Below are 14505 nucleotides of genomic sequence, written 5' to 3'. Positions count from 1 at the left end.
CCCCTGGTGTGGCTAGCGGCGCCGGGCGTACAGAAGGGCGACCAGTGCGAGGATCACACCCACGATGCCGGCACCGAACCCGGCCACACTCATGGCGTTGATGTCGGACCCGTCGTCGCTCGCAGCGTCGCTCGCAGCGTCGTTCGCGGCGCCCTCGTCAGCCTCGGCCCCGTCGTCAGGCCCGGCCCCGTCGTCAGGCCCATGCCCATCACCAACGGCCGACAACACTTCGACCAGCGGCGCTGGGTAGTCGAGATCGTGCGGGTCTTGCCCCTCATCGGCCAACTCGACCCAGCCGGCCTCGCCCTCCTCGCAGGTTTGTGTCACCGGAAACGCAAGTACCTCGCCGGGCTCGTCGGGCATCCGCACCGACAGTTCGAAGGCATCCCGTAGGTCGCTCGGCAGCGGCTGGTGAGCGGTGTAGACGACGGTAGCCACTCGCTCCCCGACGGCCGGTGAGCCATCCTCGGCCAGCTGTTCGACGTCCCAGTTCGGGTTGACGGTGGGTGTCACGGCCATGATCGACTCGGGGATGTCGATGGCGACCTCGGTGGTGGCGGATCCGTCACAGCCGTGTGGGACCGACGCGGTGAGTACGGCGTAGGACCCGGCCTCGGCGCCATCGGGGCTCAACGTGACGTGGGCACCGGCGGCTATCGGCACGGCGACGGCCAGGATGGCCGCGACACCGGTGGCGGCGCAGGCGCGGACGATACGTGTACTGAACATGCTGAACTCCTGGTGTTTGGTGGGTTCGACGAAAAACGCGGACCACTCCGCCGGCTCGTCGAACAACAGGAGTCAGCGGCGCGGTCAGGCCGGCGACGGTGGCCCGCGGGTTGCCGGCGCGTCGACGAACGGCTCCCGGCACACCCGCCAGCCCGGCGTGAAGACGCGGCGCACCGTCGGCGCCTCCGCCACCCGCACCGGCCCGGCCACCCCCGGCCGGCGCCAGGGCCGAGCGAGGTCGAACAGGGCCCAGAGCAGACGTTCGCCCCATGCGAGCAGCGCACTGACGACTAAGCCCGCGACAGCGTGGAAGACGATCATCTGCGGAGTCCAGCCGTAAGCCGGAGTCTCAACCTGGTGCCCACTAGCGCCGGCGAACAAATGCAACGCCACCTGCGAGACGGCGACCACCGACAGGATGCCGCCGAACGTGCGACGGGTGTCGGCGGCGGCAACACAGATCACCGACAACGCGGCGCCACCAAGCAACAGTCCTGGCGACACGTGGACGTCGCCACCGGCGGCCGCGTGGGCCGCCAGCGACATCACCAGACAGATGGTGGCCAGGCTCAGACCGCGCGCGATGCGCGCCATGCCTCGGCCCGGGTGAGGGGACGTACCCCTGGTCACGTGCGGGGAGCCTAGCAACGACGCGGACGGGCCATAGGGTGGGGGGTGTGGTCAACCTGACGAAGATCTACACCCGCACCGGCGACGACGGCACTACCGGCTTGGGTGACTTCAGCCGCACCCGCAAAACCGACCCCCGCCTCGTCGCCTACGCCGATGTCAACGAGGCCAACGCCACGATCGGCGTGGTGATCGCGGCCGAACGTAGCGGCGCCGGAGGGGGAAACCTCGGCGACGACGCGCTGGCCGCGCTCACCCGCGTTCAGAACGACATGTTCGACGTCGGCGCCGACCTCTGTATGCCGCTGAAAGCCAGCTACGAGCACCCACCACTGCGAGTCAAGGCCGAGTGGATCGACGAACTCGAGGCCGACTGCGACACGTTCAACGCCGACCTGCCGAAGCTTCGCTCGTTTATTCTGCCCGGCGGCACTCTCACGTCCGCTCATCTGCATGTGGCGACCACGACGGTGCGCCGGGCCGAGCGCTCGGCGTGGCAAGCGCTGGAGATGTACGGCGACGGCGATGACGACGGCGTGAACCCGCTGACCGCCAAGTACTTGAACCGGCTGTCTGACCTGCTGTTCATCATGGCGCGCTACGCGAACCGCGAAGCCGGCGACGTGTTGTGGCAGCCGGGTGGTGGCCGCGCCGCCCCCGAGTGACGTTGCGTCCTGCGGGGTGTGCGCGGCAGCACACGCCCCGCAGGACGCAAGGGAGCGGGAGGGAAAGGGTTAGTGGCGCAGCCAGGTGCCGGTGAGGCCCTGTTGTTCATAGCCGGGCTGGGTGTAGTCGCAGACACCCTCGGCGAAGATCTCGCCTAGCCGGTCCCACTGCTCGGCGCTGAAGTCCACCGAGTAGTCCGCCGGGTCCGGGTCCTTACGCCGGCACTTGATCACGTCGGCGGCGACACTCTCCCCAGCCACCTCCCGCGGGAACGACGCCGACGGGTAGAGCTGTTCACATTCACCGGCCGGGTCACGGTCCAGCTCCTCAGCGATGAACGTCGAGTCGGCATCGCGGGAGTAACACCCCTCGACCAGCTCATCAGGCCGGGCGGCCGCGATCTTGTCGATCTGGGCCGCGTCGGTGTCATCGGCGGCGAGGTTACGCAGCCAGGCATCCATCTGGGTAATGGCGTGGCGCAACAGCGGGCTGTTGGTGCTGAAGTTGCCATGCCGGGTGTCTTCCAGGACGCTGACGTGGTTCACCGAGGTGCCGTTGGCTTTCTCCAGCCGTTCCCGCATGGAGAAGGTGTGGTAGCGGACGTGGATGTCGCCATTCGGCCGGTCGTCCAGGTAGGCCCGGTAGTCGATGATCGGGGTCTCGGCGAGTCCCCCGCCGCCGTTGGTCAACCGGCCGGTCTGATACGCCGCGCGGGCCGCGTCCAGATCCGCCACCGTCCGCTCAGCACGGATGTTCGCATCCTGGTCGAACCCGCCCACACCCTCGTTGAGGTCGAGGAACTGCTCCACACTGATGGCTCCGTCGTTCAGCGCGGCCAGCCCGTACTGAATCCCGACGTTGTCCAACGGACGACGGGCGAACCCGGTGTCCGGATCCGTGCCGTACACGTTCACCGTGTGGTCATACACCCCGCACCGCACCCCGGTCGGGTTGGTGTCCGGGTGATACCGCAGCCCGGCCGGCACGATCGTGCAGAACGACGTCGGCGAGATCCGCCGCGCCCCGTTCGCCACGTTCGGCGCGGTGGCGTAGGTGGCGAACCCGGTCACCGCCCGCTGCTGCTCCAGAGTCCACTCCACGGTGGAGGATTCGGTGAAGTAGGTGTCCAGCAGCCACGCGTCGGTTATGAAGTTGACCGTGCCGAAGCCAACCTCGGGGAAGGACGCCCCGGCGATGATCCCGTCGAAGATCCCCGGGTAGTTGTCCGAGATCTGGTGCCCCTGATACGCCCCACCGGACGAGCCGAAGCCGATCACATGGTCAACCGGGCCGTACACCTCGATGAACCGTTCCTTGACCATCATCGCCGACTCCGCCGCCGTCAGGTCCGAGCAGTTCACCCCGAACACATTCAACGATGACGACATCACCGCGTACCCCTCACCCAGCATGAACGCGTTGGTCACGCCGCCAGTCCGATTGCCCTGCCGGTACCACCCGTTGGTGCAGCCGCCGCCCAGCGTGTAGATCGCGGCGCCGTTCCATCCGGCCGGGCGGGTGGTGAAGTCCGGCTCCGGTTCCCCCAGCGGGTCGTGCAGCACGCTGGTCTGGTAGATCGCCCGGTTCACCGTGCCGGTCTCCATCCGCACGATGAACGGCACCTCCACACCATCCGAGGTGACGGTCGTACCAACATTGTCCGGATACGACGACGCCCCATCCGGCCACGCCGCATACCCACCAGCCGTCGTCCGGTAGAAATAGTCGACCCGGGTCTCGACCGAACAGTTCTCGTCGATCGGCGCACCCAGATTCCCGCCGACCACCGGCATGGTGAATGCCGTGGTCTCACACGCGAACGGCTGCTGATGTGGCCCGGAGAACACCGGCCCCTCAGCCGGGTGATTCACGAGCGTCAGCTCCGCGGTGGGCTTGCCGGGGCCGGCCGCGGAGACCCGCAGCTGATTCGGCCCATCGGACAGATCAGTCACGAGCCCGGTGAGGGTGCGTTCGATGCGGTCGACGGTGAACTCGTCGGTGACGTCCACAGCACCGACGGAGACCCGCACGCTCTGGATGGGCACCTGGCGCGGCAACGTCACCTGCACCAGGGCGTCTCCACCGGTGACCATGTCGGGCCGGCCGGACAGCGTGTCCACGGCTATCTGTGCGCCGCTAACGCCAGGGGGTTCGGCCGGTGGACCGGCCGAGCCGGCCGCGCCGGCCGAAACCGCGCCTAACACGAGGGGCGCTGCCAACAGCGCCACGGCGGTGGTACGGGTGCGTTGTCGTGCGGATCGAGGGTGGACCATCACGTCTCCTCTCCGTTACGGGCAACTACCGACGACGGCCGAGCTCAGGACGTTCACCCTCCGGCGACGCTGGCGGTGGGTCCCGGCCGTCGGCATTCCCCTGGGCACCGGCCGTTCTACAGCGCCCCGGGGCAGCTCAGAAACTCAACCCGAAGACCCAGGCGGCGAAGGTGTACATCACGACGAGGATCAGGATCAGGCCGATCATGTTCAGCCACACTCCGGCGCGCACCATCTGGCCGATCTTGACGTAACCGGAGCCGAAGGCGATGGCATTCGGCGGAGTCGCCACCGGCAGCATGAACGCCAGCGTCGCCGCCAGGGCAGTGGGAATAACCAGCATCATCACGTCGGCGTTCAACCCGACCGCTACGCCACCCATGATGGGCAGGAACGCCGCGGCGGTCGCCGTGTTGCTGGTCAGTTCGGTCAGCAGCAACACCACCAGGGTGACGACGAGAATCAGCACCCAGATCGGCACGCCGTCCAGGACTCCGACCCGTTCACCGATCCAGGCCGACAGCCCGGTCTCGCCGAACTGGCGGGACAGGCTGAGCCCGCCGCCGAACAGCAGCAAGATCCCCCACGGCAGTTTTGAGGCGTAGTCCCAGTTCAGCGTCCGCACGCCGCGGCGGGCATCCACCGGGATGAGGAACAGCGCAACCGCCATCGCAATGGCGATTCCAGCATCGGAGATGTTGTCCAGCCACGGCAACGCGTCGATGACAGCGTCGTTGTCCGCTAGCAGAGGAATGAACACCCAGGCCAGCGCGGCCGACGCGAACACGACCAAGACGGTCCACTCACCGCGAGACATCGGCCCGAGGTTGCGCAGTTCGCTGCGGATCAGCTCCCGGCCGCCAGCCAACTCCTTGATCTTCGGCGGGTAGATCACCCGGGTGAGAACCAGCCAGGTGATCACCAGGAAGACCACCGCCAGTGGGACGCCCACCGCCATCCACTGACCAAAGCCGAGGGTGATCCCGTGGTTCTCGGACAGGTAACCCCGCATCAACGCATTGGGCGGGGTACCGATCAGCGTCGACACCGAGCCGATCGACGCGGCGTAGGCGATCCCGAGCATCAACGCGGTGGAGAAGTTCGCGTCGGTACGGCCGTCGCGCATCTGCGCCACCAAGGTCAAGACGGACAGCCCGATCGGCAGCATCATGATCGTCGTCGCGGTGTTCGACACCCACATGGTGATGAACCCGGTGGCGAGCATAAAACCGGCGATGAGCATCACTGGACTCGTACCGACCGCGGCTACCACCACCAGCGCGATCCGCGTGTGCAGGTTCCACCGCTGCATGGCCAGGCCGAGCATGAACCCGCCCATGAACAGGAAGATGATGTCGTTGGCATACGGCGCGGCGGCGTTGGCGATCTCAGTGATACCCAAGAACGGGAAGAGCACCAGCGGAAGGAGCGCGGTGGCGGGAATGGGGATCGCCTCGGTCATCCACCAGATGGCCATCAGGGCGGCGATGGCAGCGGTGGCCTTACCCTCTGAGGCCAACGTGTCCGGCAGGAACAGGTACATGCCCAGCGCGGCAAGTACGCCGGCGGCCAGTCCGATCCATTTGCGCCGGCTCATGGTCTCCTCGGCCGAGGTGTCCGGCCCAGCCGCCGTCGGTGGGCTGTGGTGGTTCTCGTCCGTTGTTGTTGTCATCGGACCCTCCTCGCGTCGGGATGAACGTCGGGGCGGGCCGGTTCCAGTAACGTGACCGCCCGGTTTCGAGACCATTTCTCGTGCGGTGTGATCCTGGCCACTAGATGGACACCGGGACAAGATCGACGCCGGAAACTTCGGATTCCTCTGACATTCACCAGCGACGGCCGGGCGGGAGTTCCGTATGCTGCCGACGTGTCTACCCAGCGAGTTCCGCGGCGCACCGTGCTCGCCGGACTGGGTGCCGCCCTGTTCGCCCCCACCAGCGCGCTGGCGCTCACCGGCTGTGCCGCCGATGGTGAACTCGACCTGCCCGAATTGCTGCTGGCCACGGGCCCGGAAGGCGCGGTCTACCGTCGTATCGGCGGACTACTCGCGGAGATTCTCGACCGCCAGCTCGACGGCACGACGGTGACCGCTTTGCCTAGCCGTGCCTCGACGGACAACATCCGGATGTTACGCAGCGGCCAGGCACATCTTGGCCTGGCCAACCTCGACGCCGCCCTCGGGCTCGATGGCGAGCCGCCGGCCGACGTGGTGGCGCTCTGCCGGATCTTCGATAGCCACTTACATCTCGTCGTACTGGCGGAGTCACCAATTCGCAGTGTCGCCGATCTCAACGGCCGCCGGGTTTCCTACGGCGCCCCCGATTCCGGCACCGACTTCACCGCACGGCGGCTGATCGAGCTGGCCGAGGTCGACGTCGAACCGGCGTGGCTGTCCCAGGCCGAGTCGGCCACGGCCCTCGACGCCGAGGAGATCGACGCGGCGTTCTCGCTCACCGGTGTCCCCACCCCGGCGATCAGTGAGCTGGCCGAACGGCGGCCGATCCGGCTGGTCCCGATGCCACATCAGGCGGCCGCATTGGCCGATGCTTACCCGGGTCCGTACTTTCCGGCGACGATTCCGGCCACCGCGTACCGCGGGGTGCCGGCCTGCCCCACCCTGGCCATCCCCAATCTGTTGCTCGCCCGCGCCGACATCCCGGAAGCCGTCGCACACGTCGTCACCGCGACGATCCTCACCGACGTGCCGACCGCCGCATCGGACGTGCCGGAAGCCACCCAGATCAACGTCCGGACGGCGATCGCGACCGGTCCGGTTCCCCTGCACCCGGGCGCGGTGACGTGGTATCGGGAAGAGAAGCTCTGACCTGCGCCGACGACGCGTCCGGTAGCCGGATCAGCACGGCCAGCCCCACACCAGGGCCGTCGTCGCCGGTCGACCGGGGCAAGCCTGGCTCCAGACGCAGCTCGCCACCTGCGGCTTCGACAAGTTCCGCACCGATGGCCAGGCCCAGCCCAGTGCCGACGATGTTCTGATGTTTCGGTGCCCGCCAGAATCTGCGCCGGGCTGCTGCCCGCTCGTCGGCGTCCAGGCCAGTGCCGTCGTCGGCCACCCGGATCTCCACCACGTCGCCGGGTGTCGCGCTCAGCACCACCCGCGTCCCTCCGGACAGCCGCAACGCGTTGCTGACCAGCTCGTCGAGGATGCTGCCCAGCCCGCCTGGAGGTTCGAGGAGGACCAGCCCGGACGGTACCTCGACCCGTATGTCCAACCCCGCCTGCTCGGCCAGCGCCTGCCAGCGCCCGGCCCGGGTGGCCAGCACCGTGTCCAGCTCTACCGGCTCGGCCCTTCGGAAGCTCTCCAACCGGGTCGCCGCCAGCAGCGAGTTCAGCATCCGGTGCATCGACTTGGCCTCGTCGATAGCCAGTTCGTGGGCCTGTCGCGCGTCGTCCCCGCGCAGGAACGGGGCAAGGTTCTCGACGGCCAGCCGAAGGCTGGTCAGCGGGTTGCGCAGCTGGTGCGACGCGTCGGAGACGAAGGCCCGCTGCCGTCGGATCGAATGCTCCACCGCCTCCACCATGGCGTTGAACGAGCCGGCCAGCCGGCGCAGCTCCGGCGGGCCTTCGGAGGCGTTGGTACGTACCGACAGGTCGCCGTCGGCGATGGCCGCTGTCGCCTCGTCGAGTTCCCGCACCGGCCGCAGCACCCATCGTGACACCGGCCAGGCCACGGCCAGCAACAGCACCGTCGGGACGACGCCGAGTAACGCGAGCCAGCCCCACCGGCCCACGACGGTGGACCGCAACCCGTCGATCGACGAGACCGACACGATGACGCCGACCACCTCACTGTCGCGGCCTACTGGCTCGGCCAGCACGAGTGGTCCGTCCGACCACGGCCACAACACAGTGGGCGGCTCCGGTCGGTATCCGGCCAGCGCTTGGCTCAGGACCGCCTGGATCTCCGGGGCATAGGCCCAGCCGGATGCCTGCGCGGACGTTGATCCGAGCACGACGCTGCCACTGGGGTCGACCAGCGCCACCGGAATGTCGTAGAGCTCGTCGTAACGTTCCAACTCCATCCGCAGCGCCTCGGTGCGCCCGGTGGCCAGGGCCGTCTCGGCCAACGAGGCGAAGCGCCCGACGTCGTTGAGCCGGTCGACGTAGACGTCCTGGGTTTCGCCCTGGGCAACCGTCGTCGCCAACGGCACCCCCAGGGCTGCCGCCAGCAGGATCGCCAACGGGATCAGGACGACGAGCAGGCGCCGCAGCATCGTGACCGCCGCCTTACGCCGGCTGATCCAGCAGCTGGTATCCGACTCCGCGGACGGTGCCGATCCGCACTCCCTCGCCGAGTTTGCCGCGCAACGCCGCGATGTGTGTGTCCAAAGTCCGCGACGACGACTCCCAGCTCGCCTCCCACACCTGGTCGAGAATTTTCTCCCGCGTGACGACCGCGGGCGCATGGGTGGCGAGCAACACCAACACGTCGAACTCCTTGCGGGTCAGCACCAGCTCCGCCGACCCGAGGTGGGCGGTTCGCGCGGCCACGTCGATGGACAACTCCCCGACCCGCATCGGCGGCTGCTCGGCTCCGGCCGCAGACCGGGCCGCGCGCGTGCGCCGGAGCACCGCGTCGATCCTGGCCAGCAACTCCGCGATGCCGAACGGTTTGACGACGTAGTCGTCTGCGCCAGTGCGTAGCCCGCGGACCCGTTCGCGTTCCTCAGCCCGGGCGGTCACGGCGATCACCGCCGTCTCGCGGCGTTCCCGGAGTTTGCGCAGCACGTCGATGCCGTCGCCGTCGGGCAGGCCAAGATCGAGCAACACCAGATCCGCTGGTGAGGCGTCCAGGGCAGCCGCTGCGGTGGCCACCCGCGACACGTCGTACGACGCGTTCCGCAGCGCCGTCACCAGGCCACGCGCGACGCGGTCGTCGTCCTCCACCACCAGGATCCGCATGACGAGACATCGTACGGGCGGCGCGACCCCATACACTCGAAACCCATGAGACTGACGAAGTACGAGCACTCCTGCGTGCTCGTCGAGGACGGCCACGGGCGGGTCCTGGTCGACCCGGGCAACTTCTCGTCGGGGTTCGAGGACCTCACCGGGTTGACGGCGGTGCTGATCACCCATCAGCATCCTGACCACGTCGACCTCGACCGGCTCCCGGCGCTGCTGGAGAAGAACCCCGACGCCCAGGTCCACGCCGACACGGGCACTGTCGAGGCACTCGCCGGCGCCGGAATCGACGCCCGGACCGTACAGGCTGGTGACCATCTCGATGTCGGGATCGGCGTCGACGTCCACGGCGAGCAGCACGCCGTCATCCACCCTGACCTCCCCGTCGTGCCGAACGTCGGCTACCTGTTCGGCGGGCGGTTCTTCCACCCCGGCGACTCGTTCAGCCCACCCGAGCCCGACGTCGAGATCCTCGGGATGCCGACCGCCGCGCCATGGCAGAAACTGTCCGAGGCGATCGACTACCTGCGCGCCGTCCGCCCCGCCGTTGCCGTGCCGATCCACCAAGCCATCCTGGCTAAACCCGAGATGTACTACGGGCATTTCCAGCGGCTCGGCCCGGACCACACCGAACTGCGCGCCGTCGATCCAGGGGACACGATCGAGCTTTGACCGCCGACGACCACCCAGCCCGCCCACGCCGCCCGATGCTCAGCGGGGGCCTGCCCGACGTGCTGGGCGACCCGGACCCGGCGGACCGGATCGCGCTCGCCCACGCCACCGCCGCGGCCGTACTCAGCGTTGGGCGGGCCGACGACGCCGGGGCGGCTACCACACAGCGGCTGGTTCACCTGGCCGACCGGATCGGGCTGGACGAACTGGCCGAACTGTGGCGAGAGTCCGGGCCGGGCACGCTACCGGGCACCCTGTGGTCGCTGTATCTGCTGCGCAGCTGGGTGCACCGCAACGGCGAGGAGGTGTCACGGCTGTTCACAGCCGGGCACCACCACGCCGAGGTGTCCTCCGCCGTGGCGGGGCTTCCACAACCGCCCGGGCCGAAGGAGGTCGCGGACCTTGGCGACACCATCTTGAGCCGAGCCTTCGACGGCGACTTCGCGATCGCCCTGGAACGCGCCGCCGCCTTCTGCCGGGTGATCGCGACCGGCCGGGCGCACGTCGCCGACGACGGATCCGACGACGAAGGCGACCGTCAGACCCGGCTGGCCCGTGGCAACCTACGGATGGCCGAAGAACTCGAGCAGGCCGCCCACCTGTGGCGCCGGAACGAGCTTCACTGAAGCGGACCGCGCAGCGACCCTCACCTGTCCAATTTCGGAATAGCCCGGCCTCTCAGGTAGTTTCGACTATGGCGACAGCCTTCGGGCCCTCGCCGGGCGTCGGGCCGCGGTAACCCCGGGTCCCACTTAATAGCCGCTACGAGCGGCCTTTGCGCCGAGAGGCGTTCCCGGCCCGACGTCCGTTCCACCCCTCCTCCACCAGCCGGTGATCGGCATACCCGAGTCCGGTCACGCCCAGCCAAGTTCGTGCAGGCGGTCGTCGTCGATGCCGAAGTGGTGAGCGATCTCGTGCACCACCGTGATCAGCACCTCGTCCACAACGTCGTCGTACGTCTCGCAGATCCGTAAGATCGGCAGCCGGAACAGCCGGATGGTGTCCGGAAGCACCCCGCCGTAGTCGCCACCACGTTCGGTCAGCGGGGTGCCCTCGTAAAGGCCAAGCAGCTCCGGTGCGTCGTCCGGCGGTTCGTCCTCGACCAGGATGACCACGTTGTCCATCACCTGGGCCAATTCGGGCGGAATGCCGTCAAGCGCATCCGCCACCAACGCCTCGAACTGCTCCTCACTCAGCTCAAGCACGCGGCCTGACTCCCCTCCAACGGCGTCGGTGACGACGCCTGAGAATCCACCGAGACAGATGTGGTCGACCTGCTCTGATGTGAGAAGCGACGCGTCATGTGCTACCAACGGTACCGTGGGAGTGTCCACCGAAGAGCACGCGCAGACGCGTCCTGAGCGTCGTTCCTGGACGCGTCGCCTCAGCGACACATGGTCCAGGCTCGAACCGCATTGGACACCGCCGGTCAACCCGCGGCTGCGCCGTGTCCTGCTCGTCTTCGCCACCCTCGGGTTGGCGTTCACCGGTGCCTGGCTCGCCCTGGCCATCGCCGGCACCTCGCAGGGCCTGGTCGGGCCGCTCGTCGTCGACGCATCCATCCAGCCGTCCCTGGAAGGTGAATCCGTCATTCGGGTCGACCCACTCGGCACCCTCGTCGTCGACTCCCATCGGGCGCCGATCTCGATGCATGTCAGCGTGCGCGCCGTCGACGAGGCCGGCATCCAGAACATCGTCGACGACCCCTCGTCTCTGGTGGAACTGGACGATCGCCTCGTAGCCGACCTGCGGGCCGTCATCGTCGACGCGGGCATCCGGGGCGCCGTCGTCGGAGTGCTCGGCGCCGCACTAGCCGCCGGGCTGGTGCTGCGCTCGGTGCGCCGCGCCCTCCTCGCCGGTGCCGTGGCGCTGGTCAGCATCGGCGGCTCCTACGGGCTGGCCGCGGTGACGTTCGACGCCGAAGCCGTCCGTAGCCCCACCTACACCGGCCTGTTCGAAGCAGCGCCACAACTGGTCGGCAGCGTGGAAGACATCGCCGCCAACTTCGACGCCTACGCGGAACAGCTGGCCGGTATCGTCACCAACGTCGGCGCCCTCTACGACACCACCGTGTCGTTGCCCACCTTCCGGCCCGACGACGACACCATCCGCCTACTGCACGTGGCCGATCTCCACCTCAACCCGGCCGCGTGGAACATCATCGACTCGGTGGCCCGCCAGTACGACGTCGATGTGATCGTCGACGCCGGAGACATCGCCGACCACGGCACCCCCCTGGAGAACAACTACGTCCGCCCCATTAGCACCCTGGGCCGCCCCTACGTGTTCGTCAAAGGCAACCACGACTCCGTCGCCACCGTGGCCGCCATCGCCGCCCAACCCAACACGATCGTGCTCGACAACGAACCCGTCGAGGTAGCGGGGCTGCGGTTCTTCGGCGCCCCTGACCCACGCTTCACCCCCGACCAGAGCCTCCGCGGCACCGCCAGCGAAGACATCCTCCGCGCCAGCGAGGAACTCGGAGAGGCCGCACGCGCACTCGACCCAGCCGCCGACGTCCTCGTCTTCCACGACCCCTCACACGCCCAGTTGCTCGATGGCGGAGCGCCCCTGGTTCTAGCCGGTCACGGACACCGCCGGGACACCTACGTCCTCGACGAGGGCACCCGGGTGATGATGCAAGGCTCCACCGGCGGAGCCGGGCTACGGGCACTGCAAGGCGAGGAGCCTACCCCCGTCATGCTCAGCGTGCTCTACCTCGACGCCGAAACGAAACGTCTGGTCGCATGGGACGACATCACCCTCGGTGGCCTAGGTCTCACCACCGCCCAAATCGAACGCCACCAAGCCGGTGAAGCTCCAGGTGACGCAGCCGGAACCCCGGCGCCAACACCCGGTTTGGAGAACTGAGGCAACACGTCCTATGCTTTTCAAGTCCCCGACGGCGGTGAGCCAAGGGCCATCACGTCAATGGGGTCTAGTCCCCATCGTCTAGCGGCCTAGGACTCCGCCCTTTCAAGGCGGCAACGCGGGTTCGAATCCCGTTGGGGATGCTGTAAGAACGGTGCAGTGTGCATATACTGTGTCGGGCAGTCGCAACAAAGCAAGGTCCTGTGGAGCAGTTCGGAGTGCTCGCCGCCCTGTCAAGGCGGAGGTCGCGGGTTCAAGTCCCGTCAGGACCGCCAGCATCATCGCAGGTCACGGCCGGTTCGGCCGTGACCTTCTTTATCTCCGGACGCTGTTTGCCCTTACGCGCCGGACTCGCCTCGCTGGCTCGTCCAAGGCCGGCCGCATCACGGCCTTCGATATGGCCGGGCTGTCGGTGGCTACGCCTTAGTCTTGTGCCATGCTTGCCACACATCGCGACGAGCACGCCGCCCTAGTCGCCATGCTGCGGAGCACAACCGCGAAGTGGCACGAGCTGACCCTCGAACTGCTGGAGCGAGGCAGCGCTCTGGCTCTTTGGGAGGAACGCGACCGCGGCGCACTCATCGCCGACCCGACTGATGCGTCGCAACTCGACAGCGCCGCTCGCGACATCGATGAGTGGCAGCAGCGAGGCTGGTGCTTCGTCAGCATTCTCGACGACGTCTACCCGGCCCAGCTACGCGACATCCACCAGGCACCGCCCTTCCTGTTCACTCGCGGCACGCTGGTACCGGACGACACCGCGATCTCCGTCGTCGGGTCGCGCAAAGTGTCTCCCCAAGGGCTGAGGATGGCATCCTCGATCGCGACGGCCCTAGCCGAGCGCGGCATCACCGTGGTCGCTGGACTAGCCGAGGGTGTGGACGGCGCGGCACACCGTGCTGCCCTACAGGCCGACAAACGCACGGTGGCGTTCATCGGTACCGGAATCGCTCAGTCCTACCCCGCCTCCCATCGAGATTTGCAAGAGCAAATTGCGTGTGACGGGCTCGTCCTCTCTCAGTTCTGGCCCGACGCCCCGCCGAAGCCGCCTCACTTCATCATGCGCAACGCATCGATGTCGGGTTACAGCCGAGCGACCATTGTCGTGGAAGCCGGCGAGAACAGCGGAACCCGAGCACAAGCTCGCATGGCCGTCGAGCACGGCCGGCCGGTCATCCTGACCGACCGCGTCGCCGAGTCCACAGAGTGGGGCAAGAGCCTGGTCAACCGACCGGGAGTCAGCGTCGCATCCAGCCTGGACGCCGTGATGCGTCATGTCGACGACGCCGTCAACCAGGACAAGGAGATCGACACGCTCCTGCACGATCTTGCTCACACCGCACTGTGATGTCCGACGCGCGCATTCACGATCTTCAGCGCCAGGTCGCGGCAACGGCGGGTGGCTTCCTTCGTAATCTCGTCACGGAAGGAACGTGTCAGCGCTGTTATACGCCGCTCAACAGCGGCGAACTCTGTGGCGCCTGCCGGGCGCACGACGGTTACGTTGGCCTCCCGGATGCTCGTGGCTTCATGACCTATGCGAGTTGGGCCGATCCCATCCGCCAGTCCGGACGCGTGATGCGCGGCTACAAGGCGGACATTCCTGTTCCCAGCGCTGAGCGGACGGTAAACCTCCTGACAGCCCTGGCCGTGCAGGGGCACCGCGCCTGCCCCAGCCACCTCGTGGGCACATGTCCCGTCGCTCCCACCGAAAGAGACTGAAACCCACCCGTTGGCCCAT

At 67.8% G+C, this 14505-nt stretch carries 14 protein-coding genes and 2 tRNA genes; 9 read left to right on the top strand and 7 right to left on the bottom strand.

Annotation, left to right across the window (positions count from 1 at the left end; translation table 11 throughout):
- Positions 1 to 12: 12 nt before the first annotated feature.
- Entirely contained in the window at positions 13 to 729 is a 717-nt protein-coding gene (locus G8760_RS15345) for a YcnI family copper-binding membrane protein (RefSeq protein ID WP_166352610.1), read from the bottom strand.
- Between the two features lie 84 nt (positions 730 to 813).
- Positions 814 to 1359: a hypothetical protein gene (locus G8760_RS15340; RefSeq protein ID WP_166352608.1), complete on the bottom strand. Its 546-nt coding sequence runs from the start codon at positions 1357 to 1359 to the stop codon at positions 814 to 816.
- 47 nt (positions 1360 to 1406) lie between these two features.
- On the opposite strand from G8760_RS15340, the gene G8760_RS15335 reads away from it, so the two are divergent.
- Positions 1407 to 2024, top strand: coding sequence for a cob(I)yrinic acid a,c-diamide adenosyltransferase (locus G8760_RS15335; RefSeq protein ID WP_166352606.1), 618 nt, complete (start codon positions 1407 to 1409; stop codon positions 2022 to 2024).
- A 69-nt stretch (positions 2025 to 2093) separates the two neighbouring features.
- On the opposite strand, the gene G8760_RS15330 is transcribed toward G8760_RS15335, so the two are convergent.
- A complete protein-coding gene (locus tag G8760_RS15330) occupies positions 2094 to 4298 on the bottom strand; it encodes a DUF6351 family protein (RefSeq protein WP_166352604.1) in 2205 nt (734 codons plus the stop codon).
- A 136-nt stretch (positions 4299 to 4434) separates the two neighbouring features.
- Positions 4435 to 5970, bottom strand: a complete 1536-nt coding sequence (locus G8760_RS15325; RefSeq protein ID WP_166352602.1) for an SLC13 family permease — start codon at positions 5968 to 5970, stop codon at positions 4435 to 4437.
- Between the two features lie 195 nt (positions 5971 to 6165).
- Between G8760_RS15325 and G8760_RS15320 the strand changes: the two genes are divergently transcribed.
- The gene (locus tag G8760_RS15320; protein ID WP_207782389.1) at positions 6166 to 7122 is read left to right on the top strand and encodes a TAXI family TRAP transporter solute-binding subunit; all 957 of its coding nucleotides are present in this window, start codon (positions 6166 to 6168) and stop codon (positions 7120 to 7122) included.
- Here the strand turns inward: G8760_RS15320 and G8760_RS15315 are convergent.
- Both G8760_RS15315 and G8760_RS15310 read right to left on the bottom strand, forming a co-directional pair.
- Entirely contained in the window at positions 7040 to 8530 is a 1491-nt protein-coding gene (locus G8760_RS15315) for a HAMP domain-containing sensor histidine kinase (RefSeq protein WP_166352600.1), read from the bottom strand. The two genes, G8760_RS15320 and G8760_RS15315, sit on opposite strands and share 83 nt — an antisense overlap.
- Positions 8531 to 8543: 13 nt before the next feature.
- Positions 8544 to 9218 carry a response regulator transcription factor gene (locus G8760_RS15310; protein ID WP_166352598.1) on the bottom strand — a complete coding sequence of 225 codons (675 nt, stop codon included), beginning with the start codon at positions 9216 to 9218 and terminating at the stop codon, positions 8544 to 8546.
- Between the two features lie 45 nt (positions 9219 to 9263).
- Between G8760_RS15310 and G8760_RS15305 the strand changes: the two genes are divergently transcribed.
- Positions 9264 to 9893: an MBL fold metallo-hydrolase gene (locus G8760_RS15305; protein ID WP_166352596.1), complete on the top strand. Its 630-nt coding sequence runs from the start codon at positions 9264 to 9266 to the stop codon at positions 9891 to 9893.
- Positions 9890 to 10519, top strand: a complete 630-nt coding sequence (locus G8760_RS15300) for a hypothetical protein (RefSeq protein ID WP_207782388.1) — start codon at positions 9890 to 9892, stop codon at positions 10517 to 10519. The genes G8760_RS15305 and G8760_RS15300 overlap by 4 nt, the downstream gene beginning before the upstream one ends.
- A 228-nt stretch (positions 10520 to 10747) precedes the next feature.
- Here G8760_RS15300 and G8760_RS29885 read toward each other — a convergent pair whose 3' ends face one another.
- Positions 10748 to 11098, bottom strand: a complete 351-nt coding sequence (locus G8760_RS29885; RefSeq protein ID WP_207782387.1) for a metallopeptidase family protein — start codon at positions 11096 to 11098, stop codon at positions 10748 to 10750.
- 115 nt (positions 11099 to 11213) lie between these two features.
- On the opposite strand from G8760_RS29885, the gene G8760_RS15290 reads away from it, so the two are divergent.
- The 5 genes from G8760_RS15290 (at position 11214) to G8760_RS15270 (ending at position 14486) form a co-directional block, all read left to right on the top strand.
- Entirely contained in the window at positions 11214 to 12764 is a 1551-nt protein-coding gene (locus tag G8760_RS15290) for a metallophosphoesterase family protein (RefSeq protein WP_207782386.1), read from the top strand.
- Positions 12765 to 12834: 70 nt separating this feature from the next.
- Positions 12835 to 12907: transfer RNA gene (locus tag G8760_RS15285), tRNA-Glu, on the top strand.
- Positions 12908 to 12961: 54 nt separating this feature from the next.
- A tRNA-Asp gene (locus G8760_RS15280) sits at positions 12962 to 13039 on the top strand.
- Positions 13040 to 13200: 161 nt separating this feature from the next.
- The gene (locus tag G8760_RS15275) at positions 13201 to 14112 is read left to right on the top strand and encodes a DNA-processing protein DprA (RefSeq protein WP_166352590.1); all 912 of its coding nucleotides are present in this window, start codon (positions 13201 to 13203) and stop codon (positions 14110 to 14112) included.
- Positions 14112 to 14486 (top strand): hypothetical protein, encoded by a 375-nt coding sequence (locus G8760_RS15270; RefSeq protein ID WP_166352588.1) that lies wholly within the window; start codon positions 14112 to 14114, stop codon positions 14484 to 14486. The genes G8760_RS15275 and G8760_RS15270 overlap by 1 nt, the downstream gene beginning before the upstream one ends.
- The last annotated feature ends 19 nt before the right edge of the window (positions 14487 to 14505 follow it).

It is taken from the genome of Phytoactinopolyspora limicola (assembly GCF_011320225.1).
Lineage (GTDB): Bacteria > Actinomycetota > Actinomycetes > Jiangellales > Jiangellaceae > Phytoactinopolyspora > Phytoactinopolyspora limicola.
This window is presented reverse-complemented; position numbering and strand designations above follow the sequence as displayed.

Excerpts from the sequence above, each read along its gene's own strand:
- G8760_RS15345 (WP_166352610.1), bottom strand. The coding sequence starts at position 729 with ATGTTCAGTACACGTATCGTCCGCGCCTGCGCCGCCACCGGTGTCGCG.
- G8760_RS15330 (WP_166352604.1), bottom strand. The coding sequence starts at position 4,298 with ATGGTCCACCCTCGATCCGCACGACAACGCACCCGTACCACCGCCGTG.
- G8760_RS15325 (WP_166352602.1), bottom strand. The coding sequence starts at position 5,970 with ATGACAACAACAACGGACGAGAACCACCACAGCCCACCGACGGCGGCT.
- G8760_RS15315 (WP_166352600.1), bottom strand. The coding sequence starts at position 8,530 with ATGCTGCGGCGCCTGCTCGTCGTCCTGATCCCGTTGGCGATCCTGCTG.
- G8760_RS15310 (WP_166352598.1), bottom strand. The coding sequence starts at position 9,218 with ATGCGGATCCTGGTGGTGGAGGACGACGACCGCGTCGCGCGTGGCCTG.
- G8760_RS15305 (WP_166352596.1), top strand. The coding sequence starts at position 9,264 with ATGAGACTGACGAAGTACGAGCACTCCTGCGTGCTCGTCGAGGACGGC.
- G8760_RS15275 (WP_166352590.1), top strand. The coding sequence starts at position 13,201 with ATGCTTGCCACACATCGCGACGAGCACGCCGCCCTAGTCGCCATGCTG.
- G8760_RS15270 (WP_166352588.1), top strand. The coding sequence starts at position 14,112 with ATGTCCGACGCGCGCATTCACGATCTTCAGCGCCAGGTCGCGGCAACG.